This is a genomic window from Nocardioides campestrisoli (assembly GCF_013624435.2).
Lineage (GTDB): Bacteria > Actinomycetota > Actinomycetes > Propionibacteriales > Nocardioidaceae > Nocardioides > Nocardioides campestrisoli.
In genome coordinates this window covers 941,918-966,789 of sequence record NZ_CP061768.1, presented here as the reverse complement: position 1 = coordinate 966,789, position 24,872 = coordinate 941,918, and the positions used below count along the sequence as shown (strand labels likewise).

General features: G+C 72.5%; 23 protein-coding genes and 1 tRNA gene. 8 read left to right on the top strand and 16 right to left on the bottom strand.

The genetic code is table 11. The features are described from left to right. Window positions 1-2: 2 nt before the first annotated feature. On the bottom strand, window positions 3-974 hold the full coding sequence (locus H8838_RS04650; protein ID WP_219924290.1) for a ribose-phosphate diphosphokinase: 972 nt from the start codon (window positions 972-974) through the stop codon (window positions 3-5). 131 nt (window positions 975-1,105) lie between these two features. Continuing rightward, complete coding sequence (gene glmU / locus H8838_RS04645; protein ID WP_185996040.1) at window positions 1,106-2,548, bottom strand: bifunctional UDP-N-acetylglucosamine diphosphorylase/glucosamine-1-phosphate N-acetyltransferase GlmU; 1,443 nt, start codon at window positions 2,546-2,548, stop codon at window positions 1,106-1,108. 320 nt (window positions 2,549-2,868) lie between these two features. Here glmU and H8838_RS04640 point away from each other — a divergent pair, with 320 nt between their 5' ends. Continuing rightward, a complete protein-coding gene (locus tag H8838_RS04640) occupies window positions 2,869-5,100 on the top strand; it encodes a DUF5979 domain-containing protein (RefSeq protein WP_185996039.1) in 2,232 nt (743 codons plus the stop codon). A gap of 4 nt (window positions 5,101-5,104) precedes the next feature. Here H8838_RS04640 and H8838_RS04635 read toward each other — a convergent pair. Then, window positions 5,105-5,186, bottom strand: a tRNA-Gln gene (locus H8838_RS04635). Between the two features lie 75 nt (window positions 5,187-5,261). On the opposite strand from H8838_RS04635, the gene H8838_RS04630 reads away from it, so the two are divergent. The 3 genes from H8838_RS04630 to H8838_RS04620 are packed head-to-tail and all read left to right on the top strand — an operon-like array spanning window position 5,262 to window position 9,701. Continuing rightward, on the top strand, window positions 5,262-6,392 hold the full coding sequence (locus H8838_RS04630; RefSeq protein WP_185996038.1) for an ATP-dependent DNA ligase: 1,131 nt from the start codon (window positions 5,262-5,264) through the stop codon (window positions 6,390-6,392). A 7-nt stretch (window positions 6,393-6,399) separates the two neighbouring features. Beyond that, window positions 6,400-6,981 (top strand): hypothetical protein, encoded by a 582-nt coding sequence (locus tag H8838_RS04625; protein ID WP_181311602.1) that lies wholly within the window; start codon window positions 6,400-6,402, stop codon window positions 6,979-6,981. Continuing rightward, window positions 6,981-9,701 carry a stealth conserved region 3 domain-containing protein gene (locus H8838_RS04620; protein ID WP_185996037.1) on the top strand — a complete coding sequence of 907 codons (2,721 nt, stop codon included), beginning with the start codon at window positions 6,981-6,983 and terminating at the stop codon, window positions 9,699-9,701. The genes H8838_RS04625 and H8838_RS04620 overlap by 1 nt, the downstream gene beginning before the upstream one ends. 29 nt (window positions 9,702-9,730) lie before the next feature. On the opposite strand, the gene H8838_RS04615 is transcribed toward H8838_RS04620, so the two are convergent. Genes H8838_RS04615 through H8838_RS04590 form a run of 6 tightly spaced genes read right to left on the bottom strand, consistent with a single transcriptional unit; the run spans window position 9,731 to window position 15,944 of the window. Continuing rightward, the gene (locus H8838_RS04615; protein WP_185996036.1) at window positions 9,731-10,798 is read right to left on the bottom strand and encodes a sulfotransferase family protein; all 1,068 of its coding nucleotides are present in this window, start codon (window positions 10,796-10,798) and stop codon (window positions 9,731-9,733) included. Window positions 10,799-10,807: 9 nt separating this feature from the next. After that, window positions 10,808-11,389, bottom strand: coding sequence for a mycothiol transferase (locus tag H8838_RS04610; protein ID WP_224766380.1), 582 nt, complete (start codon window positions 11,387-11,389; stop codon window positions 10,808-10,810). Further along, window positions 11,386-12,465, bottom strand: coding sequence for a DNA polymerase domain-containing protein (locus H8838_RS04605; RefSeq protein ID WP_185996035.1), 1,080 nt, complete (start codon window positions 12,463-12,465; stop codon window positions 11,386-11,388). Before H8838_RS04605 ends, H8838_RS04610 begins: the two co-directional genes overlap by 4 nt. A gap of 55 nt (window positions 12,466-12,520) precedes the next feature. Then, on the bottom strand, window positions 12,521-12,913 hold the full coding sequence (locus tag H8838_RS04600) for a hypothetical protein (protein ID WP_185996034.1): 393 nt from the start codon (window positions 12,911-12,913) through the stop codon (window positions 12,521-12,523). Next, window positions 12,913-14,556 carry an amino acid permease gene (locus H8838_RS04595; protein WP_219924242.1) on the bottom strand — a complete coding sequence of 548 codons (1,644 nt, stop codon included), beginning with the start codon at window positions 14,554-14,556 and terminating at the stop codon, window positions 12,913-12,915. The genes H8838_RS04600 and H8838_RS04595 overlap by 1 nt, the downstream gene beginning before the upstream one ends. 8 nt (window positions 14,557-14,564) lie before the next feature. Further along, complete coding sequence (locus H8838_RS04590; protein ID WP_181311607.1) at window positions 14,565-15,944, bottom strand: glutamate decarboxylase; 1,380 nt, start codon at window positions 15,942-15,944, stop codon at window positions 14,565-14,567. A 165-nt stretch (window positions 15,945-16,109) separates the two neighbouring features. On the opposite strand from H8838_RS04590, the gene msrB reads away from it, so the two are divergent. Beyond that, window positions 16,110-16,514: a peptide-methionine (R)-S-oxide reductase MsrB gene (gene msrB / locus H8838_RS04585; RefSeq protein WP_181311608.1), complete on the top strand. Its 405-nt coding sequence runs from the start codon at window positions 16,110-16,112 to the stop codon at window positions 16,512-16,514. Between the two features lie 74 nt (window positions 16,515-16,588). On the opposite strand, the gene H8838_RS04580 is transcribed toward msrB, so the two are convergent. From H8838_RS04580 to hemQ, 3 genes are all read right to left on the bottom strand, one after another. After that, window positions 16,589-17,158 carry a glycosyl-4,4'-diaponeurosporenoate acyltransferase CrtO family protein gene (locus H8838_RS04580; protein WP_185996033.1) on the bottom strand — a complete coding sequence of 190 codons (570 nt, stop codon included), beginning with the start codon at window positions 17,156-17,158 and terminating at the stop codon, window positions 16,589-16,591. Between the two features lie 80 nt (window positions 17,159-17,238). Beyond that, window positions 17,239-18,105, bottom strand: coding sequence for a hypothetical protein (locus tag H8838_RS04575; RefSeq protein WP_185996032.1), 867 nt, complete (start codon window positions 18,103-18,105; stop codon window positions 17,239-17,241). 207 nt (window positions 18,106-18,312) lie between these two features. Next, window positions 18,313-19,023 (bottom strand): hydrogen peroxide-dependent heme synthase, encoded by a 711-nt coding sequence (gene hemQ, locus H8838_RS04570; RefSeq protein ID WP_185996031.1) that lies wholly within the window; start codon window positions 19,021-19,023, stop codon window positions 18,313-18,315. Between the two features lie 109 nt (window positions 19,024-19,132). Between hemQ and H8838_RS04565 the strand changes: the two genes are divergently transcribed. From H8838_RS04565 to H8838_RS04555, 3 genes are all read left to right on the top strand, one after another. Then, the gene (locus H8838_RS04565; RefSeq protein WP_224766379.1) at window positions 19,133-20,011 is read left to right on the top strand and encodes an AraC family transcriptional regulator; all 879 of its coding nucleotides are present in this window, start codon (window positions 19,133-19,135) and stop codon (window positions 20,009-20,011) included. Window positions 20,012-20,083: 72 nt separating this feature from the next. Next, entirely contained in the window at window positions 20,084-20,470 is a 387-nt protein-coding gene (locus H8838_RS04560) for a hypothetical protein (RefSeq protein ID WP_181311614.1), read from the top strand. Between the two features lie 98 nt (window positions 20,471-20,568). Next, window positions 20,569-21,051, top strand: coding sequence for a hypothetical protein (locus H8838_RS04555; protein ID WP_181311615.1), 483 nt, complete (start codon window positions 20,569-20,571; stop codon window positions 21,049-21,051). A 20-nt stretch (window positions 21,052-21,071) separates the two neighbouring features. Here the strand turns inward: H8838_RS04555 and hemG are convergent, their stop codons facing one another. The 4 genes from hemG to H8838_RS04535 all read right to left on the bottom strand — a co-directional run bounded on the left by hemG (window position 21,072) and on the right by H8838_RS04535 (window position 24,812). After that, the gene (gene hemG, locus H8838_RS04550) at window positions 21,072-22,436 is read right to left on the bottom strand and encodes a protoporphyrinogen oxidase (RefSeq protein ID WP_181311616.1); all 1,365 of its coding nucleotides are present in this window, start codon (window positions 22,434-22,436) and stop codon (window positions 21,072-21,074) included. A gap of 80 nt (window positions 22,437-22,516) precedes the next feature. Continuing rightward, a complete protein-coding gene (locus tag H8838_RS04545) occupies window positions 22,517-23,107 on the bottom strand; it encodes a flavin reductase family protein (protein ID WP_181311617.1) in 591 nt (196 codons plus the stop codon). Then, window positions 23,104-23,649, bottom strand: a complete 546-nt coding sequence (locus H8838_RS04540; RefSeq protein WP_224766378.1) for an NADPH-dependent FMN reductase — start codon at window positions 23,647-23,649, stop codon at window positions 23,104-23,106. Before H8838_RS04540 ends, H8838_RS04545 begins: the two co-directional genes overlap by 4 nt. Then, window positions 23,646-24,812 (bottom strand): LLM class flavin-dependent oxidoreductase, encoded by a 1,167-nt coding sequence (locus H8838_RS04535; RefSeq protein WP_185996029.1) that lies wholly within the window; start codon window positions 24,810-24,812, stop codon window positions 23,646-23,648. The genes H8838_RS04540 and H8838_RS04535 overlap by 4 nt, the downstream gene beginning before the upstream one ends. Window positions 24,813-24,872 lie beyond the last annotated feature (60 nt).

The following is a 24,872-nucleotide window of genomic DNA, read 5'->3' as shown; positions in this document are numbered from 1 at the left end:
CCTCAGGCCTGGCCGTCGAACATCGAGGTGACCGAGCCGTCCTCGAAGACCTCGCGGATCGCCCGCGAGAGCAGCGGGGCGATCGAGAGGGTGGTCAGCTTGTCGAACTGCTTGTCGTCCGGGATCGGGAGCGTGTTGGTGACCACGACCTCGGTCGCCACGCAGTTCTTCAGCCGGTCGACGGCGGGGTCGGAGAGGATCGCGTGGGTGGCGGCGATGATCACGCCGGTGGCGCCGGCGTCCATGCACGCCTCGGCGGCCTTCACGATGGTGCCGCCCGTGTCGATCATGTCGTCGGTCAGCACGGCGATGCGACCGGCGACGTCACCCACGACGCGGTTGGCGACGGTCTCGTTGGGACGGTCGGTGCGGCGGGTCTTGTGGATGAACGCCAGCGGGACGCCGCCCAGCCGGGCCGACCAGCGCTCGGCGACCTTGATCCGCCCGGCGTCGGGCGAGACCACCGCGAGCCGCTCGGTGCCGTACTTCTCCCGGACGTAGTCGGTGAGGATCGGCAGCGCCATCAGGTGGTCGACCGGACCGTCGAAGAAGCCCTGGATCTGGTCGGCGTGCAGGTCGACGGTGATCAGCCGGTCCGCACCCGCGGTCTTGAACAGGTCGGCGATCAGCCGGGCCGAGATCGGCTCGCGACCGCGGTGCTTCTTGTCCTGGCGGGCGTAGCCGTAGAACGGCATCACCACGGTGATCCGGTTGGCCGAGGCCCGCTTGAGGGCGTCGACCATGATCAGGTGCTCCATCACCCACTCGTTGATCGGCGAGGTGTGGCTCTGGATCACGAAGGCGTCGCTGCCGCGCACCGACTCCTCGTACCGGACGTAGATCTCGCCGTTGGCGAAGCCGTACGCCGACTGGGGGACCAACCCGGTGCCCAGGAGGTCTGCGACCTCGTGCGCCAGCTCGGGGTGGGCACGGCCACTGAAGACCATCAGGTTCTTCTCCGTGTTGCGCTTCATTCCGCTCACGGTGAGACTCCTCGCGGGGGGTGAGGGTGTGACCCTGCCGAGCTGGGCCCGTTCTTCTGGATTCTTTCCCACGAACCTACGAGCGCCCAACCCGGGGGGCCCGATCGTCCGATCACTGTCGTCTAGGACACGCCCGTGTCCGCGTCGCCGTCGACCACGCCGCCCTGGGCGGCCTCGGCCTGCGGGGTGCCGGAACGGCGGGAGACGACCCAGCCCTCGATGTTGCGCTGGGAGCCGGCGGAGACCGCCAGCGCGCCCGGCGGCACGTCCTCGCGGACCACCGCTCCCCCGCCGGTCGAGGCGCCGTCCCCGATCGAGACCGGGGCGATGAACGTGTTGTTGGAGCCAGTGCGCGCCTGACGGCCGACGACGGTGCGGTGCTTGGCCACCCCGTCGTAGTTGGCGAAGATCGTGCCGGCGCCGATGTTGGCGCCCTCGCCGATCTCGGCGTCGCCGACGTAGGACAGGTGCGGCACCTTGGCCCGGTCGCCGATGGCGGCGTTCTTGGTCTCGACGAAGCCGCCGATCTTCCCCTCGACGCCGAGCCGGGTGCCCGGGCGCAGATGGGCGTACGGACCGACGGTGGCGCGGTCGCCGATCACCGCGAGCTCGCCGTGGGTGCGCACCACCCGGGCGCCGAGACCGATCTCGCAGTCCTTGAGCGTGCAGTCCGGCCCGACCACGGCGTCCTCGCGGACGACGGTCGCGCCGAGCAGCTGGGTGCCGGGCAGGATCGTCACGTCGGGCTCGAGCACGACGTCGGCGTCGATCCAGGTGGTGGCGGGGTCCATCACGGTGACCCCGTCCTTCATCCACCGGGTGACGATCCGGCGGTTGAGCTCGCGGCCGAGCTCGGCCAGCTGGGCCCGGTCGTTGGCACCCTCGGTCTGGCGCACGTCGTCGACGATGTAGGCCCCGACCCGCAGGCCCGCGTCCCGGGCGATCTGCACGGTGTCGGTCAGGTAGTACTCGCCGCTGGCGTTGTCGTTGCCGATCCGGCCCAGCGCGTCGGTGAGGAAGGCGGCGTCGAAGGCCAGGATCCCGGAGTTGATCTCGTGGATCCCGCGCTGCTCGTCGTCGGCGTCCTTCTCCTCGACGATGGCCACGACGTCGCCGGTCCTGTCCCGGACGATCCGGCCGTAGCCCTTCGGTTCGGGGACGATGCCGGTGAGGATGCTCACCGCGCGGCCCGAGGCCGTGTGGTCGGCGACGAACTCGCGCAGGCTCTGGCCGTCGAGCAGGGGCGTGTCACCCGCGGCGACGACGACCGTGCCCTCCCGTACGTCGGCCGCCTCGCAGGCGACCCGGACCGCGTGGCCGGTGCCGTCCTGGGTCTCCTGCACGGCGAGCACCGCGTCGGGCACCAGCTGCTGGATGTGCGGTCCCACCTGCTCGCGCTGGTGGCCCACGACCGCGACGATCCGCGAGGGCGCGGTCGCCTGGACCGCGCTGAGCACGTGGCCGATCATCGAGCGGCCGCCGACCGGGTGCAGCACCTTCATGGTCTTGGACTTCATGCGGGTGCCCCCGCCGGCGGCGAGGACGATGACGGTGAGGTTGTCCATGGTCAACCACCCTAGTGGTGGGCCGCACGGATCCCCGGCTGTGCGGGGATCCACGCGGTTGGCAAGCAGTGCAACACGTGCCAACCGCGTGTACGCCGTGCCAAGCTCGCCGGGTAGGAGTCACCATCGGCCGCGCGGGCCCTGGTCCGGAGGACCGCGAGTCCGCCGAGGTCCGCGGATGGTCCCCGCTCCGGAGCGAAGGCAGACGGGGCTTGCGACCCTTGTCGCGGACGAAGAACGGGTGTCACGCTTCTTGGGCCGAAAGCGCAGTGCGACCCCGAGCGGGGTCCGGACCCACTGCGCTCGGGAGGTGCTCGTCCGTGAACTCGATCCTGACGACCTGGCCCAGGAAGTCCCTCCGCATCGCCGTGGTGCTGGCCCTGACCAGCGTGCTCCTGGTGGTGGGACGCCCGGCGCAGGCGGAGCCGATCCCCGGAGGAGAACTCCCCCTGCCAGGGCGATCGGCCTTCACCGAGCTGCAGGTCCTGCCGATCAGCGGAGCGCAGGGGGTCAGCAACGTCGGCGCCGTCGACGCCCCGCCCGGTTTCAACCCGCTCGACGGGTACCCGGAGGCGGTGCCCGAGGGGTCGACTCCCCACGACATCTCCTACATGGGGCTGATCCCGGCGCGCGACGCCGACGGGGCCACCGCCCTGACCTACTGCATCGACCTGTTCACCAGCACCGAGACCGGCGTCAACTACCAGCGTGACGACTGGACCGAGGCCAACGTGCCGAACCTGGGCTACGTCGCCCACATCCTGCAGAACTACTTCCCGACCGAGCCGCTGCCGGCCGACGTCCCCGACAACGTGAAGGCCGCGGCGGTCCAGGCCGCGATCTGGTTCTTCAGCGACAACCTGGTGCTGGACCCGACCGCCGAGCCGCAGCTGTTCCCGCTCACCTCGGCGATCGTCGCGGACGCCCTCGCCAACGGGCCGGTGGGCGAGCCCCAGCCGCCGGACCTCAGTGTCTCGCCGGACTCGGCCGAGGCCCCGTTGACCGGCGAGCTCGTCGGCCCGTTCACCGTCGCCTCCGACGGCCCCGCCACGCTGCGCCTGGCCGGTGTCGAGGTGTTCACCGACGCGGCCGGTACGCAGCAGCTCGCGGACGGCGACCCCGTCCCGGCCGACGCGCAGCTGTGGGTGCGGACCGTCAGTGCTGACCCTGAACAGGGGTTCGCCCTGCAACGCGAGGAGGAGGTGCGCGAGAGCACCGTCTACCTCTACGACGGCAGCAACCCCGACCGGGAGAGCGCGCAGAAGCTGATCCTCGCCCAGACGACCCGGATCGAGGCCGTCGCCGGGGTGCGGATCACCCCGTTCGAAGCCGGCGGGATCGAGGTCACCAAGACCATCAGCGGGCCAGGTGCCGGGTTGCAGGGCCCCGTGAGCGTCCGCGCCGTCTGCACCCCTGCGGACGGCGGCGCACCGATCGAGCGGAGGCTCAGGATCCCCGCCGGCACGGGCGCCGGCTCCTCGACCGTGACCACGACCGGGCTGCCCGCCGGGGCGACGTGCACGATCAGCGAGCCGGAGAACGGCGACAACGACCAGGTCGACGTGACCGCGGTCGCCATCGCACCGGAGCGGGTCACCATCGTCGCGAACCAGAACACCGCGGTCGCGGTCAGCAACACGTACGCGATCCAGCCGGTCATCCCCACTCCCACTCCCACGCCGATCACCTCCCCGAGCCTCGCGAGCCGCACCTCCGAGAAGCAGGTGGAGCCGGGTCAGCGGTTCCACGACCGGGTCCGCGTCACCGGGCTCGCCCGGGGGACCACGGTGCCGGCGACCGCGCGTCTCTACGGCCCCTTCCGCTCCCGCGCGGCGGCCCGGTGTGAGCCGTCGACCCTGGCCCGCACGGTCACCTGGCGTGCGGGAGCCGGCTGGAGCCGGACGCCCGGGGTGCGGCTGCGCCAGCCCGGCGTCTACACGTGGCGGGTGAACACCCGGGCGACGGCGGAGAACGGTGCCGCCTCCACCCGGTGCGGTCTGGCCTCCGAGACGACGACGGTCGCCAAGGCGCCGTACCGGTCCCCGGTGGTCAACGGCGGCTTCTCCGGCACCCTGCCCGGCGCCGGGACCGCCAGGGTCGCCCGGACCGTCGTCCGCGCCCCCGCTCTGGGCCTCGACGCGACCGTCGTGCCCACGACCGTCCGGCGAGGGCAGATGAGGCTGCCCGGGAACGTCGGCGTCACCGCCTGGCTGCGCAGGTCGGCGGGCTTCGGCGACGCCATCGGCACCGCCGTCGTGGCCGGGCACGTCTCGGACCGGCACGACCGGCCAGGCGCCATGTGGGGTCTGCGCCGGGCCGAGCAAGGGCAGGTCGTCACGGTCGCCAGCGGCGGCAAGACCTACCGGTACCGGGTGAGCGAGACTGCACGGTTCGACCGGACCCGGAGGCTGCCGCAGCGGTTCTTCGCGACCACCGGCGCCCACCGGCTGGTCCTGATCAGCTGCACCGCCCGGGTCACCTACGCCAACGGGCGCTTCCACTACACCAAGTACCAGATGGTCGTCGCCAAGCGGCTCGGCGGCAAGGGCTGACACCTGGCTCCCCGGGTAGGAGTCGAACCTACGTCGCTAGTCCTGATTCAAAGTCAGGCGGGCCCTGCCGGCAGACCAACCGGGGAAAGTCCCGGTCAGCCTATCGGCGCGACGGGTCACGGGCTCTCCCCGGTAGCGGCCAGGCCCCCTAGGCTCGGCGGATGGACCTCCCCGTGATGCCGCCGGTGCGGCCGATGCTCGCCAAGTCCGTCTCCTCGGTGCCCACCACGGGCGGGATGAGCTTCGAGCCCAAGTGGGACGGCTTCCGCTGCCTGGTCTTCCGTGACGGTGACGAGGTGGAGCTGGCCAGCCGCAACACCAAGCCGCTGAGCCGCTACTTCCCCGAGATCGTCGCGGCGGTCAAGGAGCAGCTGCCCGAGCGGATCGTGCTCGACGGCGAGCTCTTCGTCGCCCGACCCACCGCGGACGGTGGTGAGCGCCTGGAGTTCGAGGTGCTCCAGGAGCGCGTCCACCCCGCCGCCTCCCGGGTCACCAAGCTGGCCGCGGAGACGCCCGCCGGCTTCGTCGCCTTCGACCTGCTGGCGCTGGGCGACGAGGACTGGACCGGCCGGCCGTTCGCGGAGCGGCGCGCCGAGCTGGAGCGGGTGCTCGGCGGGCTGGACGGCCCCTGCTTCCTCACCCGCACGACCACCGACGTCGCACTGGCCCAGGAGTGGTTCACCACCTTCGAGGGGGCAGGTCTGGACGGGGTGATCGCCAAGCCGCTGGACGCGGCGTACGCCCCGAACGCCCGGACCATGCTGAAGATCAAGCACGAGCGGACCGCCGACGTGGTGGTCGCGGGCATGCGCCCGCACAAGACCTCGACCCCCGAGCGCCCGCTGCTCGGCAGCCTCCTGCTCGGCCTGTACGACGGCCCGGACGGCGACGCGTCAGGGGGCGGGGAGCGGGCGCTGCAGCACGTCGGTGTCAGCGCGAGCTTCACCGAGAAGCGGCGCGCCGAGCTCTGGGACGAGATGCAGCCGCTGGTCTGCGACCCGGCTGACCACCCCTGGGGCGGGTGGGCGGAGTGGGCGGTGGCCAACCCCGACCGGGTCCCGGGTACCAAGAGCCGCTGGAGCGCCGACAAGGACCTCGGTTTCGTCGCGCTGCGACCCGAGCGGGTGCTCGAGGTCAAGTACGACCACATGGAGGGCCGGAGGTTCCGGCACACCGCCCACTTCAAGCGCTGGCGGCCCGACCGGGAGCCCGAGTCGTGCGACTACAGCCAACTGGAGGAGCCGGTGCGCTACGACCTGGCTAGGATCCTGGGCACAGACTCGAAGAGGTGAGAGCGGCATGAGCCAGAGCGGCGACAGCACACGCAACGACCGGATCGACGACGGGATCGGCACCTACGACGTGGTGATCCTCGCCGAGCACGAGGTCACCGCGGTCGACGCCCGGCAGATCCACAGCCTGCACGACTCGATCGCCGACCAGGTCGTCTACCACCTGCTCATCCCGGTCGAGGACGCTGCGGGCCGGATCGAGGCGGCGATGGGCACCCTCGGCACCGGCGAGCTGCTCTCGGCACCGGTGGTGCTGAGCGAGGTCGACCTGGAGGCGATCCGCGAGGAGAGCCAGGAGGAGGCCGACCACGAGCTGCACGGCAGCCTCGCGGCCCTGGCCGTCACCGGCGCCCAGGCCGTCGGCCAGCTGATCAGCGACGCACCGGTCGACGCCCTGGAGGCGAAGGTCAAGCAGGTCGACTGCCGCGAGGTCATCATCCTCACCCGCCCGCACGTGGTGGCGGAGTTCTTCCACGTCGACTGGAGCTCGCGGGCCCGCCGCAAGCTCGGCGTCCCGGTGCTGCACCTGCTCGAGCAGGAGAACTTCGACGAGCAGGCCGGCGGCGGCGAGGGCGTCACCGGGCTCTGATGCGCCGGCTCCTGCGGCGACGCGGCTCCGACCGGCTGCGGATCGCCTTCCTGGTCCTCAACCTGGACGGCATGGGCGGCACGTCGCGCTCGGCGATCACCCAGGCCGGCGCGCTCGCCGCCCGGCACGACGTCTCGCTGATCAGCGTCACCCGGAGCGCGGACGCCCCGCACTACCCGATCGACCCACGGGTCGAGGTGCGCTACCTCGCAGACGTCCGTACGCCCGACCCCGGCGGCGCCGACCGCCGCCCGTCGGTGCTGGTCCCCGCCCGGTGGGACGGTCAGTTCTCTGCTCTGACCGACACCGCGCTGACCGAGGCGCTGCCGCGGGTCGACGTCGACGTGCTGGTCACCGTCACCCCGGCACTGCTGGCCGCGGCGGTCCAGCTGACCCCCGACGAGGTGGCCGTGGTGCACCAGGAGCACCGCTCCTCCGCCGACCGGGTCGGGGGGATGGAGCCGCTGCTGGCGTTCGCCCCGCGGGCCGACGCGGTCGCCCTGCTCACCGACTCCTCGGCCAGCTGGCTGGCCGCCGAGCTGGGCCCGGTCGCCCCCGAGCTGGTGGTCGTCCCCAACCCCCTGCCCCCGGGCGACCAGCCCCGCTCGTCCCTGGACCAGCGCCGGATCGTCGCGGCCGGCCGGCTGGTGGCGGAGAAGCAGTCCATCCACCTGGTCCGGGCCTTCGGCGAGCTGGTCGACGCCGGCGCTGCGGACGGCTGGACCTTGCGCATCCTGGGCGACGGCCCGCTGCGCGAGGAGCTGCGCGCCCACGTGGCCAAAGCCGGCCTGACCGGACGGGTCGAGCTCCCCGGGGCGGTCGACGACATGGGTCCGGAGTGGGCCGCCGCCTCGGTCTGCGCGCTCAGCTCGCGCACCGAGGGCTTCCCGCTGGTGGCGCAGGAGGCGATGTCGGCCGGCGTACCCGTGGTCAGCTACGACTGCCCGTCCGGCCCGCGCGAGCTCGTGGAGCACGAGGTCAGCGGGCTGCTGGTGGCCGCCGGCGCCAAGGCGGGCCTGACCGCGGCGCTGGCCCGGGTCTGCACCGACGACACGCTGCTGCGCCGGCTGGGCCAGGGGGCGTACGACGCCGCCCAGGCCTACCGCCCCGAGGTGATCGCCGCCCGCTGGGAGGAGATCTTCACCCGGGTCGCCGGCCGCCGGGAGGGCCGGAGCCGGGTGGAGGCCGCCAGCGGCGGGATCCGCGGCCCCCGGTACGCCGGTCCCCGGCACACCCAGGAGCGCGCCGCCGGCGTGCAGGTCCCCCTGGTCACCCCCGAGCAGGCCCGGCGCGAGTCCCTGGACCTGCTGGTGGCCGCGGCCGAGCCGGCCGCGGACTGGTTCGTCGTCCCGCCGCACGCCGCCGACCCGACCACCGTGGTGGTCCCCGCCGAGCACCGGCGCACGGTGCTCGACCGGCTCGCCGCCGAGGCCCCCACCCACCTGTCGCTGCTCGACCCGGGCGAACGCGGCTGGCCCGAGCGCCGCCTGCCGGTCCCGGAGATGGCGGCGCTCCAGCAGCGCGCGATGACCCCGCGCCTGGTGCTCGAGCCGTGGCCCCGCGGCGACGACGGGCGGCCCACGCACCTGCGCGGCGCCGGGGTCAGCCTGGAGTTCTGGGACCGAGCCCCCGGCGGGGACCTGGTCGCGCCCCGGCCCAACGCCTACGCCTCGACGGTCCCGGCCGAGGAGGCCACCGCGAAGGTCGCGGTGCACGAGCGGATCGTGCCCACGCTGCCGGGCCTGGCCGAGCCCCGGGTCGACGAGTGCCGCTTCCCGGTCGACGTGGTCTACACCTGGGTGGACGGCGACGACCCCACCTGGAACGCGGCCCGGGAGACCCGACTCGCCGCGGCGGGGCTGAGCGAGCAGCGGCGCGAGGCCAGCGGACAGGCCCGGTTCCGCAGCCGCGACGAGCTGCGCTACTCGATGCGCAGCGTGCATCTGTTCGCCCCCTGGGTGCGCACCATCCATCTGGTCACCGCGGGTCAGCGACCGGACTGGCTCAGCGACGAGGCCCTGGAGTCGGGCCGGGTGCGGCTGGTCGACCACCGGGAGATCCTGCCCGCCTCCGCGCTGCCCACCTTCAGCTCCCAGGCGATCGAGACCGCCCTGCACCGGGTGCCGGACCTGGCCGAGCACTTCGTCTACCTCAACGACGACGTCTTCCTGGGCCGCCCGGTGCGCCCGGAGCTCTTCTTCTCCCCCGGCGGCGACTTCGCGGCGTTCGTCGGCGAGGGCGTGCTGGGCCTGCCCGACGAGGACCCCGGCGACCTCAAGCCGTTCCTCCAGGCCGCCGCCAACAACCGCCGGCTGCTCTCCGACGACCTGGGGGTACTGATCACCCGGGTGATGGCCCACACCCCGCACCCGCACCGGGTCTCGGTGCTGACCGAGGTCGCCACCCGGTACGCCGCGGCCGTGGACGCCACCGCGCACGCACCGTTCCGCTCCCCCGGCGACGTCTCGATGCTCAGCTCGCTGGCCCAGCACTACGGCCTGGCCACCGGCACGGCGTACGCCGCGAGCGCCGAGCACGCCTTCCTCGACCTGAGCAACGCCCGGGTCGAGCGCCAGCTGCGCCAGCTGCGGGCCCGGGACAAGGACTTCTTCTGCGTCGGCGACCACCACGACTTCGCCCTCGACGCCGAGGCCGTGGACCGGGCGCTGGCGGAGTTCCTCGAGGTCTACTTCCCGGTGCCAGCTCCCTGGGAGCGCTGAGCGGCCCGGACGGCGACCGGGACGAGCGGTCAGCGACCGCGGAGCTTGGCCACCAGCCGGTTGGGCAGCGAACGGCGCAGCGCCGCGTTCTCCGCGCGCAGCGTCTCGAGCTCGCGGCGGACCTCGGCGAGCTCGGCCTCCTTGTTGCGCCGCACCTCGCGGCGCCCCGCGGTGACCCGCGCCGTGGTGGCGTCCATCGCCATCGCCTCGGCGTGCTCGAACATCTCGGCGTACTGCTCGCGCAGCGCGCCCAGCTCGGCGATCGCGCGCTCGTCGTGCGGTGCCTCGACCAGCACGTTCATCGCCTGCCAGGTCCGCTCGGCCAGGTCGCGCAGGGCGGCCGGCACCGAGAGGTCGTCCCAGCTGATCGCCGACCGGTTGAGCTTGGCGTCGATGAAGTCGTCGACCTCGTGGTGGCCGCGGTCGGCGAGGTCCGCGGAGTAGGTCAGCTCCAGCTGCTCCCCGGCCCGGGTCATCGCGGTGCGCCAGTCCTCGATCAGGTCCGGGTAGCGCACGAACGCCCGGGCCTGCTCGCGGGTGGCGAGCTCGGTCAGGTGGGCGGCGTTGACCCAGGCGGCGACGTTCGCGGTCTCACGTTGCCGCCGGAACTTGGGCGTCTGCTCGGTCAGGTACGCCGTGTCGCGCGAGCGCACCACCTCGGTGGGGTGGCGCAGCATCGTGAGCGTGACCACGTCGGCGCCCAGGCCGGCGGCCACCTGGGTCCAGACCGGGAGGATCCAGAAGGCCCGCGGGTCCTTGACCAGGATCTGGCCCTCGTGCAGCGCGGGGTCCAGCTGCTCGTCCAGCCATGCGCGCAGCCGCTCCTCCACCTCGGGGGCGGAGCCGGCCTCGATGGCGATGTCGGCGGCGTCCGGACGGGTGTCGATGGTGCGCACCGGGACCGGGTTGAGCACGTCCTTGTGGAACTCGGTGACCCACAGCGGCTCGTAGTAGCCGCGGGGGTTGGCCTCGTCGGCCGGCACCTCGGGCTGCGGCACGTGCAGGCCCAGGCGCTTGAGGGTCCCGGCGACCGAGCTGGTACCGCTGCGGCCGGAGCCCGTGACCAGGACGAGCTTGAGACGGGTCGAGGAAGTCACGGGTGCAGGCTAGTCGGTGCCCGCTCCGGGTCCGACGTGGTGGCTCAGCTCGACGACCACGTCGAGGTGGCCGGCGTGCCGGGCGTACTCGGTGAGCACGTGGAAGCAGATCCACTCCAGCGTCGGCGGGTGGTCGGCGAACCGGCCGCCGACCGCGGCCCTGGCGGTGAGCGGATGGTCCCGCAGCACCTCCCGGGTCCGCTCGGCCACGGCCTCGAGGCGTTCGGCCAGCCGCTCGGCCGTGACGCCGTCGGGCACCGCCCACCGGGGGGACCGCTCCCCCTCGTCGAGCGACTCGTCGCGCCACGGGTCGCCGGCCGCCCAGTCGCCCCAGGGGTCCCGCACCTGCTCGCCCAGGAAGCCCCAGACGAACCACCGCCGCTCCATGTGCAGCACGTGGGAGAGCAGCTCGATCGGCGACCAGCCCGAGGGGACCAGGACCCGACGCCGCTGGCCCGCGTGCATCGCCAGGACCGCGTCCACCAGGTCGGCCCGCTGCCAGTCCAGGTAGTCGCTCCACCGCTCGGCCCCGGAGGCACCGAGCTTGCCGGGCTCCCGGGTGCTGCCGGCCACCCGCCGGTCCTCGCTCACGGCTCGACCCGGTTCCCGTCGGCGTCCCAGTGCTCGGCGACCTTCTTGCTCGGCTGCACCCGCGGCGGCTCCCCCGGCATCTTCGGGTGGTCGGGCGGGTAGTTGAGCTCGCGCGGGTCGGCCTCCCACAGCTCCAGCAGCGGGGTCAGGTCGTGGGCGACGTCGTCGATCTCCGCCCACGGGTCGCCGTCGGCCATCCGCTCGGTCACGGTGAACAGGTTGAGCGCGCGGGCGTCGCTGAGCCCGGCCAGCTCCTCCCAGGTCACCGGGGTGGAGACCGGGGCGCCGGGCAGAGGTCGCAGCGAGTACGCCGAGGCGATGGTCCGGTCCCGGGTGTTCTGGTTGTAGTCCACGAAGATCCGCTCCCCCCGCTCCTCCTTCCACCACGCGGTGGTCACCCCGTCGTCCCGCTTCTCCAGCTCGCGGCCGAACGCGATCGCGGCGTGCCGGACGTCGGGGAACCCCCACTCCGGGCGGATCCGGGCGAAGACGTGCACCCCGCGGTTGCCGCTGGTCTTGACGAAGGCCCGCACCCCCAGGTCGGCGAAGAGCTCGCGCGCGACCAGGGCGACGCGCACCACGTCGGCGAACGTCGTCCCCGGCTGGGGGTCGAGGTCGATCCGCAGCTCGTCGGGGTGGTCGACGTCGGCGCTGCGCACCGGCCACGGGTGGAAGGTCAGGGTGCCCATGTGGGCGCACCAGACCGGCACCGCGATCTCCGTGGGGCAGATCTCCCGGGCCTTGCGCCCCGAGGGGAAGGTGATCTCGACCGACTCGACCCAGTCGGGCGCGCCCTTGGCGATCCGCTTCTGGTAGAACGCCTCGGCGTCCTTGTCCTGCGGGCCGGTGGCGAGCGTGAACCCCTCCCGCACCCCCGACGGCCAGCGCTCCAGCGCGGTCGGCCGGTCGCGCAGCGCGCGCATCAGGCCCTCGCCGGCGTCGGCGAAGTACTGGGCGACCATCAGCTTGGTCACCTCCGGCGTGTCCGCGGTCGCCTCGTAGATCACCCGCTCGGGTGAGGAGACCCGCACCTCGCGGTCCCCGGCCTGCACGAACGCCTCCGACGCCTTCGCCATGGGCTCATCATGGCCCGAACCAGGCGCCGTCGGGAATCCCGTCACCCCAGCTGTTTCACCGGTTGCTCTCGTCCACGTGCAGCGAGTCGAGCAGGTCGTCGAAGTCGTCCATCAGGTCAGGGCAGTAGACGTCCACCACCGTGCGGTCGTAGGCGACCAGGTCCTCGACCTGCTCCTCCGGCACCGCGCGGGTGACGCGTGCCCACCCCGCAAGACCGAGCGGTCGGTCCTCGAGGTCGCCGCACACCGCGTCCGCGTCCTCGCCGTAGAGACTTCGCGCCGTCCTGGTGGTCAGGCCGGGCGCGGACCCGTTGTCCTGCGTCGCTTGCACCAGCTGCTCGGCCCGCTGCTGCGCGATGTCGCTGTCGTCGCTGTTGCCGCAGGCCGCCAGGGAGCAGAGGGTCACAGCCAGCAGCAGTGGCACCGCCAGCGCTCGTCGTGCGCGCATCACCGTCCTCCTTCCGATCCGGACGAACCCGACGAGCCCGGCGGATCACCGTCGTCGGAGGCACCCCGGTGCTTCGGGGAGGCATCGGTCGCACTGCTCGACTCGGCAGAGGCACCGCCGTGGCCCCCCGCCTGCCCAGCAGCGGGCGTGATCGGGTCGCCCTGCTGCTCGGCCGTGCGCCAGGCCGGCTTGCGTGCGGCGTAGAAGAGCAGCGGCGGGACACCCAGGACCACGATCACCGCGATCATCACGTAGGGATAGAGGGACGGCGGGATGCCGACCAGGCCCGACGGCGGGACGAACCCGAGGATCAGGGCCAGCGCCGAGGCGACGAACCCGGTCCCCGCCACCAGCTTGACCGCCGGCACCCGATAGCTGCGGTGCACGTCGGGCTGAGTGCTGCGCAGCCTGATCACCGCGACGAACATCATCAGGTACATGATCAGGTAGAGCGCCGCCGCCATGTCGACGAGGGTGAAGAAGACCGCGCTGACGTTCGGGATGATCACGAACAGCAGGGCGAGCACGGTCACGATGACCCCCTGGACGGCCAGGATCCCCTCCTGCACACCCCGCTTGTTCTCCTTCTGCATCCAGGGCGGCAGCACCCCGGTCTTGCCGGCCGCCAACAGGCCCTTCGACGGGCCGGCGATCCAGGTGACCACGGAGGCTAGCGCGCCGATCGCGATCATCGCCGCGAGGACGTACGTCGCCCAGCCGAGGCCGTACTGCTCGAAGAAGACCCGGAAGGCCAGCATGATCCCGTCCGTCAGCCCGAGCGACGACTTCGGCACCATCGCCGCGACCATGATCGTGGGCACGATGAAGACGGTGAGGATGATGCAGGAGGCGATCAAGATCGCCTTGGGGTACTGCTTGCCGGGGTCCTTCATCTCGTTGACGTGGACCGCGTTGACCTCCATGCCCGCGTAGGCGAGGAAGTTGGAGACGATCAGCACGATCGAGGCGATCCCGGCGAACGGCGGGACCACGTCGGAGGCTTCCAGCGGGGTCTGCGACTTCTGTCCGTCGATCAGCCAGATCGCCCCGAGCGCGATCAGCAGGATGCCCGGGATGATGGTGCCGATGATCCCGCCCCACGACCCGACCTTGGCGAACAGGTTGCCACCGGCCAGGGTGACGGCCGTGGCGAGGTAGTAGAAGACCAGGATCACGATGGCGTTGAAGATGCCGTCGTTGGCCAGATGGTCCTGTCCCATCGCGAAGGCCACGGCGGCGGCGATGAACGCCAGCTGGACCGGGTACCAGACGACGTTCTGGATCCACTGGAGCCAGACCGCCAGGAAGCCCCACCGGTTGCCCAGCGCCTCCTTGACCCACCCGTAGATCCCGCCCTGCCACCCGGTGGCGAGCTCTGCGGCGACCAGCGCGGTCGGCACCAGGAAGACGATCGCCGGGATGATGTAGAGCGTGATCGAGCCCAGACCGTAGGTGGCCATCGTGGGCAGGCTCCGGAGGCTGGCGACGGCGACCACCGTCAGGATGGCCAGCTGCCCCATCCCCAGCATCTTGATCGCCGTTCTCGTGGCCCCCGGCGCGGAGGCCGACCTCGAGGCCGCCCCCGGTGCGTGCGACGACGCGGAGGTGCCGCCGGCGGGCACGGGGTTGCTGTTGTCGGTCATGACTGCTCCTAGTGGTGGAACATCTCCGTCTTCTGCTCACGCGGAAGCGGACCAGGCAGGCTGTCCAGGTAGTCCACGCTGCTGCGGAGGCTGTCCAGCAGCCGGTTCGCGAGGTCGCGGGACAGACCGTTGCGCACCACGACGCGTTGCACCGTGCGCTCGGCGAGGTTGTCGGGCAGCGGATAGGCGGGCACCAGCCAGCCCCGCTGACGCAGCTGGTCCTGGAGGTCGTAGAGATCCCAGTTGGAGGTGTGGCCCTTCTTCAGCTCCCACGCGAAGACGGGGATGTCGGAGGCGTCGTTCCACAAGGTGAACGGACCCATCTGGTCGATCTGGTGCGCCAGGTGCTGGGCGACGTCGAGGCTCTCCTGCTGCACCTCGGTGTAGCCCTTCCGTCCGAGCCGGAGGAAGTTGTAGTACTGGAGCAGGACCTGGGCGCCGGGCCGCGAGAAGTTGAGAGCGAAAGTCGGCATCTGCCCGCCCAGGTAGGAGACGTAGAAGATCAGGTCGTCGGGCAGGAACTCCTTGTCCTTCCAGACCACCCAGCCCAGGCCGGGGTAGACCAGCCCGTACTTGTGCCCGCTGACGCTGATCGAGTGCACGCGGTCGACCCGGAAGTCCCACAGCCGGTCCGGCTGCAGGAAGGGGGTGATGAACCCGCCGGAGGCGGCATCGATGTGGATCGGGATGTCGAGCCCGGTGTCCTTCTGGATCCGGTCGAGCGCGTCGCTGATCTTGGTGACCTCCTCGTACATCCCGGTGTAGGTCACGCCCATGATCGGGACCACGCCGATGGTGTTCTCGTCGACGTACTTGTCCAGCTCGAACCCGTCCATCACCTTGTGCTCGTCGCTGATCGGGATCGTCCGGGTCTCGACGTCGAAGTAGTTGCAGAACTTCAGCCAGCACACCTGGACCGCCGAGCTCATCACCAGGTTCGGGCGCTCGGTGGACTTGCCGGCGGCGCGGCGGGCGTGCTGCCAGCGGCGCTTGAGGGCCAGGCCGCCGAGCATGCAGGCCTCCGACGAACCGATGGTCGAGGTGCCGATGGAGCCGCTGGGGTCGGGCGAGTTCCACACCTCGGCGAGGATGCGCCAGCAGCGCTCCTCGATCGCCGCGGTCTGCGGGTACTCGTCCTTGTCGATCATGTTCTTGTCGAAGGTCTCGGCGTACAGCTTCGAGGCCATCGGGTCCATCCAGGTGCCGACGAAGGTGGCCAGGTTCAGCCGGGCGTTGCCGTCGAGCATCGCCTCGTCGTGGACGAACTGGTACGCCGTCTCCGGCAGCATGGGGTCCTCGGGCAGGGAGAACTGCGGAATGTCCCGCGACTCCCCAGGACGGGCGAACAGCGGGTTGAGGGCCAGACGATCGGCGTCGCTCTCACTCATGGGGTTCTTCCTCTCTCAGCCTCAGTGCACTCGCATCCAACGTCGCACGCGAGCCGGGCGGGGTTCAGTGCCGAAGGACCCTGGTCCCGATTCACACGAGGTGGTTCTCTTCGGGTCCTGCATCCCACCCCTCCCGCTCACCGACGCGCGGCTACGCTCTTCGGCATGGGTTACCAGGTGGAGAAGACCGACGAGCAGTGGCGTGCTGAGCTGTCCCCCGAGGAGTACGCGGTGCTCCGCCAGGCCGGCACCGAGCGCGCGTTCACCGGTGAGTACAACGACACCGACACCCCCGGCACCTACTCGTGCCGCGCCTGCGGGCACGAGCTCTTCGAGGCCCAGACCAAGTTCCACTCCGGCTGCGGCTGGCCGAGCTTCTACCAGCCCCTGACCGACACCATCGAGTACATCGAGGACAACTCCCACGGGATGAAGCGGGTCGAGGTGCGGTGCGCGAACTGCGGCTCCCACCTGGGTCACGTCTTCCCCGACGGCTACGGCACGCCCACCGGCGACCGGTACTGCATCAACTCGCTCAGCCTCACCCTGAAGCCTGCCGACCAGGCCTGACCGGCAGCCGGGGAGGGCGTCGGGCCCCGAGCTCAGCCCCGGGATCAGTCGGCGTCCGAAGAACGGCCGGCTCCTCAGGCGCGGCTGGCCAGGTGCTCCTTCGAGACCCTGGCCGACATGGACTGGATGCGGGCACGCAGGAGCCGCTGCAGCAGCACCGGGTACAGGTGCAGGGGCAGTCCGAGGGCCAGCAGCCACGCAGCGCTCCGCCACTCCCCTGTCTCCAGCACGCCGCAAGCCACGGCCGTAGCAACGGCCAGGCAGATGCTGTGGCCGACCTCGGAGCGACGTGTGTGCTGATCGAGCTCCTTCAGCCCTTCCCGAGTGCCGCTGAACCCACGTGCCCTTGCTATCACCCGGTTCCATCCAATGAGGTCGAGCAGCTTCCCGAAGAGTCGGACCCCCAGTGCCGGGTAGAGCCGCGCCTCCCAGCGCCCGACCCGGAGCCAACGGTGATCCGGGATCCGTACCCGCGGGCCGACGACCGAGGACACCCACGCCATGAGGATGAAGTGAGTGACCCAGGCGAAGGCGAACCCGGTCCGGCCGAGGAAGACCCACGCCGCTGCCACCCCACCGGCGGCGAGTGCCGTCGTCAACGACGCGACCAGCATGACGCGTCCTGACGTGAGAGACGGGGGCACTCGGCCACGCTATACAGGCTGGTCAGCGCCGCGCCCAGGGGCGCGAAGCGCACGCTCCGAGGGAACACGGACGCGCCGGCTCAGCCCGGGGCGGCGACCAGGGCTGAGCGGACCTCCACCCGGCCCTCGCCGTACCGGTCGTCGACCCACTCCTGGACCGAGCCGTCGTCGTGCACCACGGCGAGGGCGACCACGTCGCCCCACGCGGAGGTGTCGAGCACGCCCGGCAGCTCCTGCAGCTCGGTGGTCAGCTCCACCAGCTGCGCCTCGTCGTAGCGCGCCTCCTGGACGCAGAGCGGCCCGCCCCAGGTCTCGCGCAGCGCGTCCTCGGCCGCCCGGACGTCGGAGGTGACCCGGACGTTGAGGATCTGCTCCTCGGGGCGGGAGGTGTCGTTGGTGTCCAGCCACGACTCCGCGTAGCCGGGCAGCTGACCGGCCCGGCGCAGCGTCTCGTCCAGGGACGCCGAGGAGGCCTTCGCCTCGTCCACCACCCGCCAGCCGCCCTCGGGCTCCGAGCAGGGTGTGCCCGGCGACTCCTCGGTCTCGGGCTCGCTGTCGTACTCCGCCGCCGGCACCGCCTCGGTGACCTCGAGCGTCTCACCATCCCAGGTCCCGGTGAGCGCGAAGTCACCCCAGCGGACGCTGTCGCGGGCGGAGTGCTCGGGGTGCTTCGCCCAGTCCCAGCCCGCGAGGGGCTGCCCCGTGCACTGCGGCGGCGCGGTGTAGGCGACGCTGCCCAGGCACGCCACGGCCTCCGGGCCGTCCTGGAGAACCAGGACCGGACCCCAGGTGCGCACCTGGCCGGCGGCCGCCGGGATCGAGGTGGGCGCAGCGTCCTCGTCGGAGGTCGCCGCTGGGTCGGTCTCCGCCCCGCACCCCACCAGCCCCGTGGCCACGAGCCCGGTGGCGGCGACCGACAGCAGGAGCCGAGAGCGGCGGGGAGTCATGTGGCCGATCATGGCGTACCCGCCGCAATCCAGGGCGTACGTCCGGGCGTCATCACCCTGAAGCTGAGCGGTCTCATGAACCTCCGACGCCGGGAACGTGCCCGAGGTTCCCGACAAATCCTGTCACTTCTTGACCGTTGCAACGGTCAAGAACTGGTGGTTTCACCGGGGCCCCGGCGAAACCACCGCCGAGGCTCGGGCAGCAGGTCAGGGCAGGCGGGTCAGCAGCTCGGCGACCGAGGCCCGGGAGCCGGTGTAGAACGGCACCTCCTCGCGCACGTGCCGCCGCGCCTCGGAGGCACGCAGGTGACGCATCAGGTCGACGATCCGGTGCAGCTCGTCGGCCTCGAACGCGAGCATCCACTCGTAGTCGCCGAGGGCGAAGGAGGCCACGGTGTTGGCCCGCACGTCGGCGAAGCCGCGCGCCATCTTGCCGTGCTCGGCGAGCATCTGGCGACGCTCGGAGTCCTCGAGCAGGTACCACTCGTAGGAGCGCACGAACGGGTAGACGCAGATGTGCGCCCGCGGCTCCTCGTCGGCGAGGAAGGCCGGGATGTGGCTGCGGTTGAACTCGGCCGGCCGGTGCAGCGCCATCTGCGACCAGACCGGGTCGAGGCGGCGACCGAACGCCGTACGCCGGAACGCGTGGTAGGCCGCCTGCAGCTGGGTGCTGTCCTCGGCGTGCCACCAGACCATCAGGTCGGCGTCGGCGCGCAGGCCGGAGACGTCGTAGGTGCCACGCACGACCACGCCGTCGGTGGCCAGCTTGGCGAAGAGCTCCTCGACCTCGGCGGCCTCGGCCGTGCGGTCGGCGTCACCGAGCAGGTCGCGCAGCCTGAAGACCGACCACATGGTGTAGCGGATGGAGTCGTTGAGCTCGTTGATCCGGGCGGCGTTGGTCTGCGAAGCGTCGGTCATGGCACCTATTGTGCTCCCCCGACCCAGGCCATGCCGAGCCGGGCGCGACCGACCACGACGGGCAGGAACTGTCGGGCGCCGCACCGTCGGCGGCCCTAGCGTGGGAGCCGTGATCAAGCAGCTCAACGCGGTGGTGCAGGCGGTCGAGGGGCAGCTCGGCGACCCGGCGACCGACGAGCTCGACGTCGCCACGCTCGCCCACCGGCTCGCCACCACCGAGTACCACCTGCGGCGGATGTTCTCCGCGCTCGCCGGCATGCCGCTCTCGGAGTACGCGCGCCGCCGGCGGATGACGGCGGCCGCGCACGACCTGCTGACCGGGGACGACGACCTGCTCACCGTCGCGGTCCGGCACGGCTACGGCTCCGTCGAGGCCTTCACCCGCGCCTTCCGCGGCGTGCACGGGGCGACGCCTTCGGTCGTACGACGCGACGGTGGGCCGCTGCGAGCGCAAGGACCGATCCGTTTCCACCTCACCGTCGAAGGGAGCACCGTCATGGAGGCCCGTCTCACCGCCCTGCCCGCCTTCCGCGTCGTCGGACGGGCGGCCCGGGTGCCGCTCGTCCACCTGGGCGAGAACCCGCACATCCGCGACCTGGTCGCCTCCGTGCCGCCCGAGGAGCACGCCCGCCTGAAGGCGATGTCCGAAGGCGAACCGGCCGGGATCCTCGCCGTGAGCACCGACCTGGACCCGGACCGCCGGGAGGGCACGGAACTGACCTACCTGCACGGGGTCGTGACCAGCCGGGACCCAGGCGACTTCGACGTGATCGAGGTCCCCGCCCTCACCTGGGCGGTCTTCCGCTCGTCCGGGCCCTACCCGCGGGCGCTCCAGGAGACCTGGGCCGCGACCGCGACGGAGTGGTTCCCGGCCAATCCCTGGCTGCTGGTGCAGGGGCCGGAGATCGTCGCGGTGCTGGAGCGCGCCGAGGACTTCTCCACGGCCACCACCGAGATCTGGCTCCCCGTCGAGCCGGACCGGTCCTGAGCCCGAAGACCTGCACGGAACCTTCACCGGCGCTCCCCCGCTCCCACCCGCTCGGGCCCCTAACGTGGAGCCATGACGCCCTCCACCCTGTTCCGCCTGGCCCTCGGGGTCGGTGCCGGGACGCTGCTGCTCCTGGTCCTTTCGGCGGGCGCCCTGGGCATCGTCGGGGAGGGAGGCCGGGTCGACCGGGTCTACGTGACGGTGCCGGCCGTCGCGCTGGTCGGCGCGGCGCTGGCGCGCCTCCGGCCGGGGGCCATGGCTGTGGTGATGGGGGCCGCGGCGCTGACGCAGGCCGTGGTCACCGCGACCGTGCTGCTCGCCGACCTGCACCGGACCGCCGGGGGCAACCTGCCCGACCTGCTGCTGGTCAACGCGATGTTCGTCGCGCTCCTGGGCGTCTCCGGGTGGCTCTTCCACCGAGCCGCAGCCGCCCGGTCGCTCCGCCCTGCTCACCCCTGAGCCTCGGCCTTCAGCCCCTGGACAACCCTGGCGTACCCGGGTGAGTCCCTGCCATCCTGTCGGCGGTCCGCGGGGAGCGGACCTGAGGAGGGGTAGTGATGAAGGTTCTCGTGCGCCCGGCCATGCTGGCGTTGATGGTCGCGCTCTCGGTCAGCGCCTGCGGCTCCGACGAGGAGCCGACCGACGGGTCGACCGTCGGCGCCGAGCTGGCCACCCGCGGGCAGGAGAAGGGCAGCGACACCGGCAAGGGCGGCGAGAAGGCCCCCGAGACCTACGACATGCCGGCCGACTTCCCCGCCGAGGTGCCTCTGGTGAAGGGGAAGATCCGGTTCTCCAGCGCCGAGCCCGGCTCCTGGGTGGTGACCCTCGACGTGGCGGGCGACCACGACAAGATCAGCGAGCGGGCCGTCGACCAGGTGCTGGCCGCCGGCTTCGAGGAGCGGGACCGCGCCGCGACCGCCGACGTCCTCACGGTCGTCACCGGGAGTCCGGAGTACGACCTGACCGTCTCCTCCCAGCGCAACGCCGGCTCCGACGACAGCACCGTGAGCTACGTGGTGACCGAGGTCGCCGGCTCCTGACCCGCCGGTCCTGCGGCCCCTCAGCGGTCTGCGAGCAGCCGCTGGACAGCCAGCCGGGCGGAGGCGATCACCGCCGGGATGCCCACCCCGTCGTACGCCGCACCCGCGACCGCGACGCCCGCCGGCAGCGCGGCACGCACCCGGGCCACCCGGTCCAGGTGGCCCACCGCGTACTGGGGCAGTCCCCCGCCCCAGCGCTGGACGTGCACGTCCACCGGGGCCGCCCGGAAGCCGGTGGCCTCCTCCAGGTCGGAGAGCGACCAGGCGACCAGCTCGTCGTCGGTGGCCTGGAGCGCCGTCTCCTCGCCGTGCCGGCCCAGTGAGGTCCGCAGGTGCACGACGCCCTGCTCGGCACCGGCCGCCCGCACCCAGCCCCACTTGGCGAAGGAGAACGTCGAGGCCTTGATCCGCCGCCCGTCGACCGGCGGCACCAGGAAGCCCGAGGAGCCCGACGCCTCCAGGCCGGCGGCGTCTTCGGCCCGGAAGGCGAAGGTCACCACCGCCATCGAGGCGTACTCGATCCCGGCCAGCTCGGCGGCGGCCACCGGGGCGACCTCCCCCAGCAGCCGGGCGGTCGGCGCCGCGGGCGTGGCCAGCAGCACCGCCGAGGCCTGCACCCGCTCCGGCGCGATGGTCGGGCCGATCGTGAGCGCGAAGCCGTCCGGGGTCCGGACCAGCTCGCGGACGGTGGCGTCGGTGCGCAGGTCCAGACCGGCGGCGAGCGCCTCGGGCAGGCGGCCCATCCCGCCGGGGATGCCCGCGAAGACCGGCAGGTCGTACGTCGTGGGGATGGCCGCGGCCTGCTCCAGCAGCGAGCCCCGCTCGGCGAGCGCGACCAGCTGCGGCACCGAGGCCCGGGCCGAGAGCCGACGGGCGTGCCCGGCGTAGACCCCGCCGAGCAGCGGCTCGACCAGCCGGTCGACCACCTCGTCACCGAACCGGGCGGCCACCAGGTCGCCGACCGAGATGTCGCCCTGCACCGGTGTCGGCGGCAGCGACGGCTCGGTCCGCACCCGGGCCAGCCCGGCCTCCGAGAGCACCCCGGAGGCGGCCAGGGCGTCCAGGTCCAACGGCACGCCCATCAGCGAGCGCGGCAGCGGCCGGAGCCCGCCCCGCGTCCAGATCCGGGAGGAGGCGACGGTGGGGTGCTCGACCGGGAGCCCCACGGCCTCGGCCAGCGCGACCCCCTCGGGCCGGCGGTTGAGCATCGCCTCGGCGCCCACGTCGACGGGGACACCGGCGACCGGCTCGCGGCGGAGCTTGCCGCCCGGTTGGGAGGCCGCCTCCAGGACCACGACCTCGTGCCCGGCGTCGACCAGCTGGCGGGCCGCGGCCAGCCCGGCGACGCCGGCACCCACGACCACGACGGGGAGCCGTTGCTGCATGGCTCCAATCTGTCAGACGCAGGCCCGTGCCCGGTCTCCGGCCCCGGACCCGTTGCGTGCCGGCGAGCGCTGACCCGACGTCAGGCCGCGTCCTCGGCGCCGCCCGGCTCCCCCTCCCGGACCGGCTCGCCGTTGATCCGCCCGTCCAGCGTCGCCGGGTCGAGGTCGTCGCGGTGCAGCCGCTTGAAGCCGCTCTCGTGGAAGACCAGCGGCGAGAGATCGCCGTCGGCCCGGACGGTGTGCACGCGCAGCAGCACGATCACGTGGTCGCCGGCGTCCACCTCCTGGTGGATCGAGCAGGTGAAGGTGGCCACCGCCTCGTCGAGCAGCACCGCGCCGCCGGGACTGGTGCGCAGCGCGAGGTCGTCGAACCGGCTGTCCGCGGGTCCGGCGAGCTGGCGGCAGAGCTGGTCGTGGTGGTCGGCGAGCACGCTGATCCCGAGCTGGCCGGCCTCTCGCAGCGCGGGCCAGGTGTTGCTGGTCCGTGCCACCGAGAAGGAGACCAGGGGCGGGTCGATGCTGACCGAGGTGAACGAGCTGGCAGCCAGGCCGATCAGCTGCCCGCCGACGCGGCCGGCCACGGCGACCACCCCGCTGGGGAAGGTGCCGAAGACGTCACGCAGCACCCGGGGGTCCAGGTCCTGCTCGGTGGTCTCGGGGACGACGGTCATGCGCGTGCTCCTGTCAGCGGGGCGGGAGTGGGCCGGTCGAGGAGGGCGGCCACCACGGGCCGCGCCGCGGTGAGCCAGGGCTCGTACGCCGCGGGGTCGTCGTGCTGGGAGTCGAGCAGGTAGAGCCCGCGGACCGGGGTCGGGGCGCCGATCTCGGCCAGCACCGGACGCAGGGTGAGCTCCGGGGCGAGCGCGTGCCCCGGCCCGGCGCCGAGCATCAGCGGCACGGCCAGTCCGCGCAGCGTGCCCGGGGCGAACCGGTCCAGGAAGAGCTTGAGCAGTCCGGTGATCGAGGCCTTGTAGGTCGGGCAGGCGAAGACCACCAGGTCGGCCTCGCCCACCTGCTGCACCAGCGAGGCGACGTGATCGTCGGCCCAGTCCAGCAGCGTCCCGCCCAGGGTGGCCAGGTCGACCACCAGGTCGGGCTCGCCGCCGCTCAGCTCGCGGGCCAGGTGGGTGGCCGCGGCCAGCGTCCGGCTGGCGGGCCTGGGATTGCCGACGACCACGGCCACCCGGGGCCGGGCCTGACCGGGCGCGCTCACGAGGCGGTCCGACCCACGGTCGCGAACGGCACCGCGGTGGTGCCGCGGGCGGCGGGGCGCGGGTCCTTCCACAGGCGGCGCTGGGCCAGGATCGGCAGCACGCCCTCGCCGAAGGTGTAGGCGCCCTCCAGGTGCGGGTAGGCGGAGAGGACGAACTCGGAGATGCCCAGGTCGGCGTACTCGCCGATCAGGTCGGCGACCTCCTCGTGGCTGCCGACCAGCGCGGTGCCCGCGCCGCCGCGGACCAGGCCGACGCCGGCCCACAGGTTCGGGTAGACCTCGAGGTTCTCCCGGGAGCCGCCGTGCAGGGCGAGCATCCGCTTCTGCCCCTCCGACTCGCTCTTGGCCAGGCCGGCCTGGACGTCGGCCAGCATCTGCTCGTCGATCCCGGCAAGCAGCCGGTCGGCCTCGGCCCACGCCTCCTCGGAGGTGTCGCGGGTGATCGTGTGCAGCCGGATGCCGAACCGCATCGGCCGGCCGTTGCGGCTGGGCTCGGCGTCGGCCAGGGAGCGGATCCAGTCGATCTTCTCCTTCACCTGGGCCGGCGGCTCGCCCCAGGTGAGGTAGACGTCGGCGTGCTTGGCCGCGACCGTGCCGGCCGCCGGGGAGGAGCCGCCGAAGTAGATCTCCGGGATCGGGTCGGGGATCTGGTTGAGCCGGGCCGCCTCGACCGAGAGGTGCTCGCCGGAGAAGTCGACGGTCTCGCCCTCCCAGAGCCGGCGGACGATGGTGAGGAACTCGTCGGCCCGGGCGTAGCGGGCGTCCTTGTCCAGGAAGTCGCCGAACATCCGCTGCTCGTGCGGCTCGCCGCCGGTGACGACGTTGAGCAGCAGCCGCCCGCCGGTCATGTTCTGGAACGTGCCGGCCATCTGCGCGGCCAGGAACGGCGCGACCAGGCCGGGGCGGAAGGCGACGAGGAAACGCAGCCGGTCGGAGACCTGGCTGAGCATCGCCGTGGAGAGCCAGGCGTCCTCGCACCAGGCGCCGGTGGGGGTGAGCGCCGCGTCGAAGCCGGACTGCTCCGCGGCCCGGGCCACCTGGCCCAGGTAGGGCACGTCGGCCGGACGCCCTGCGGCTCCGGGGTTGACCCCGTGGCCGCCGCCGACCACGTGCCGGCCGTCGCCTCCGTTGGTGGGCAGGAACCAGTGGAACTTCAGGGACATGGCTTTCCTCTCGGGCGGGATCTGGGGTGGTGAGCGGGTGGAGCGGTCAGAGTGGGGCGG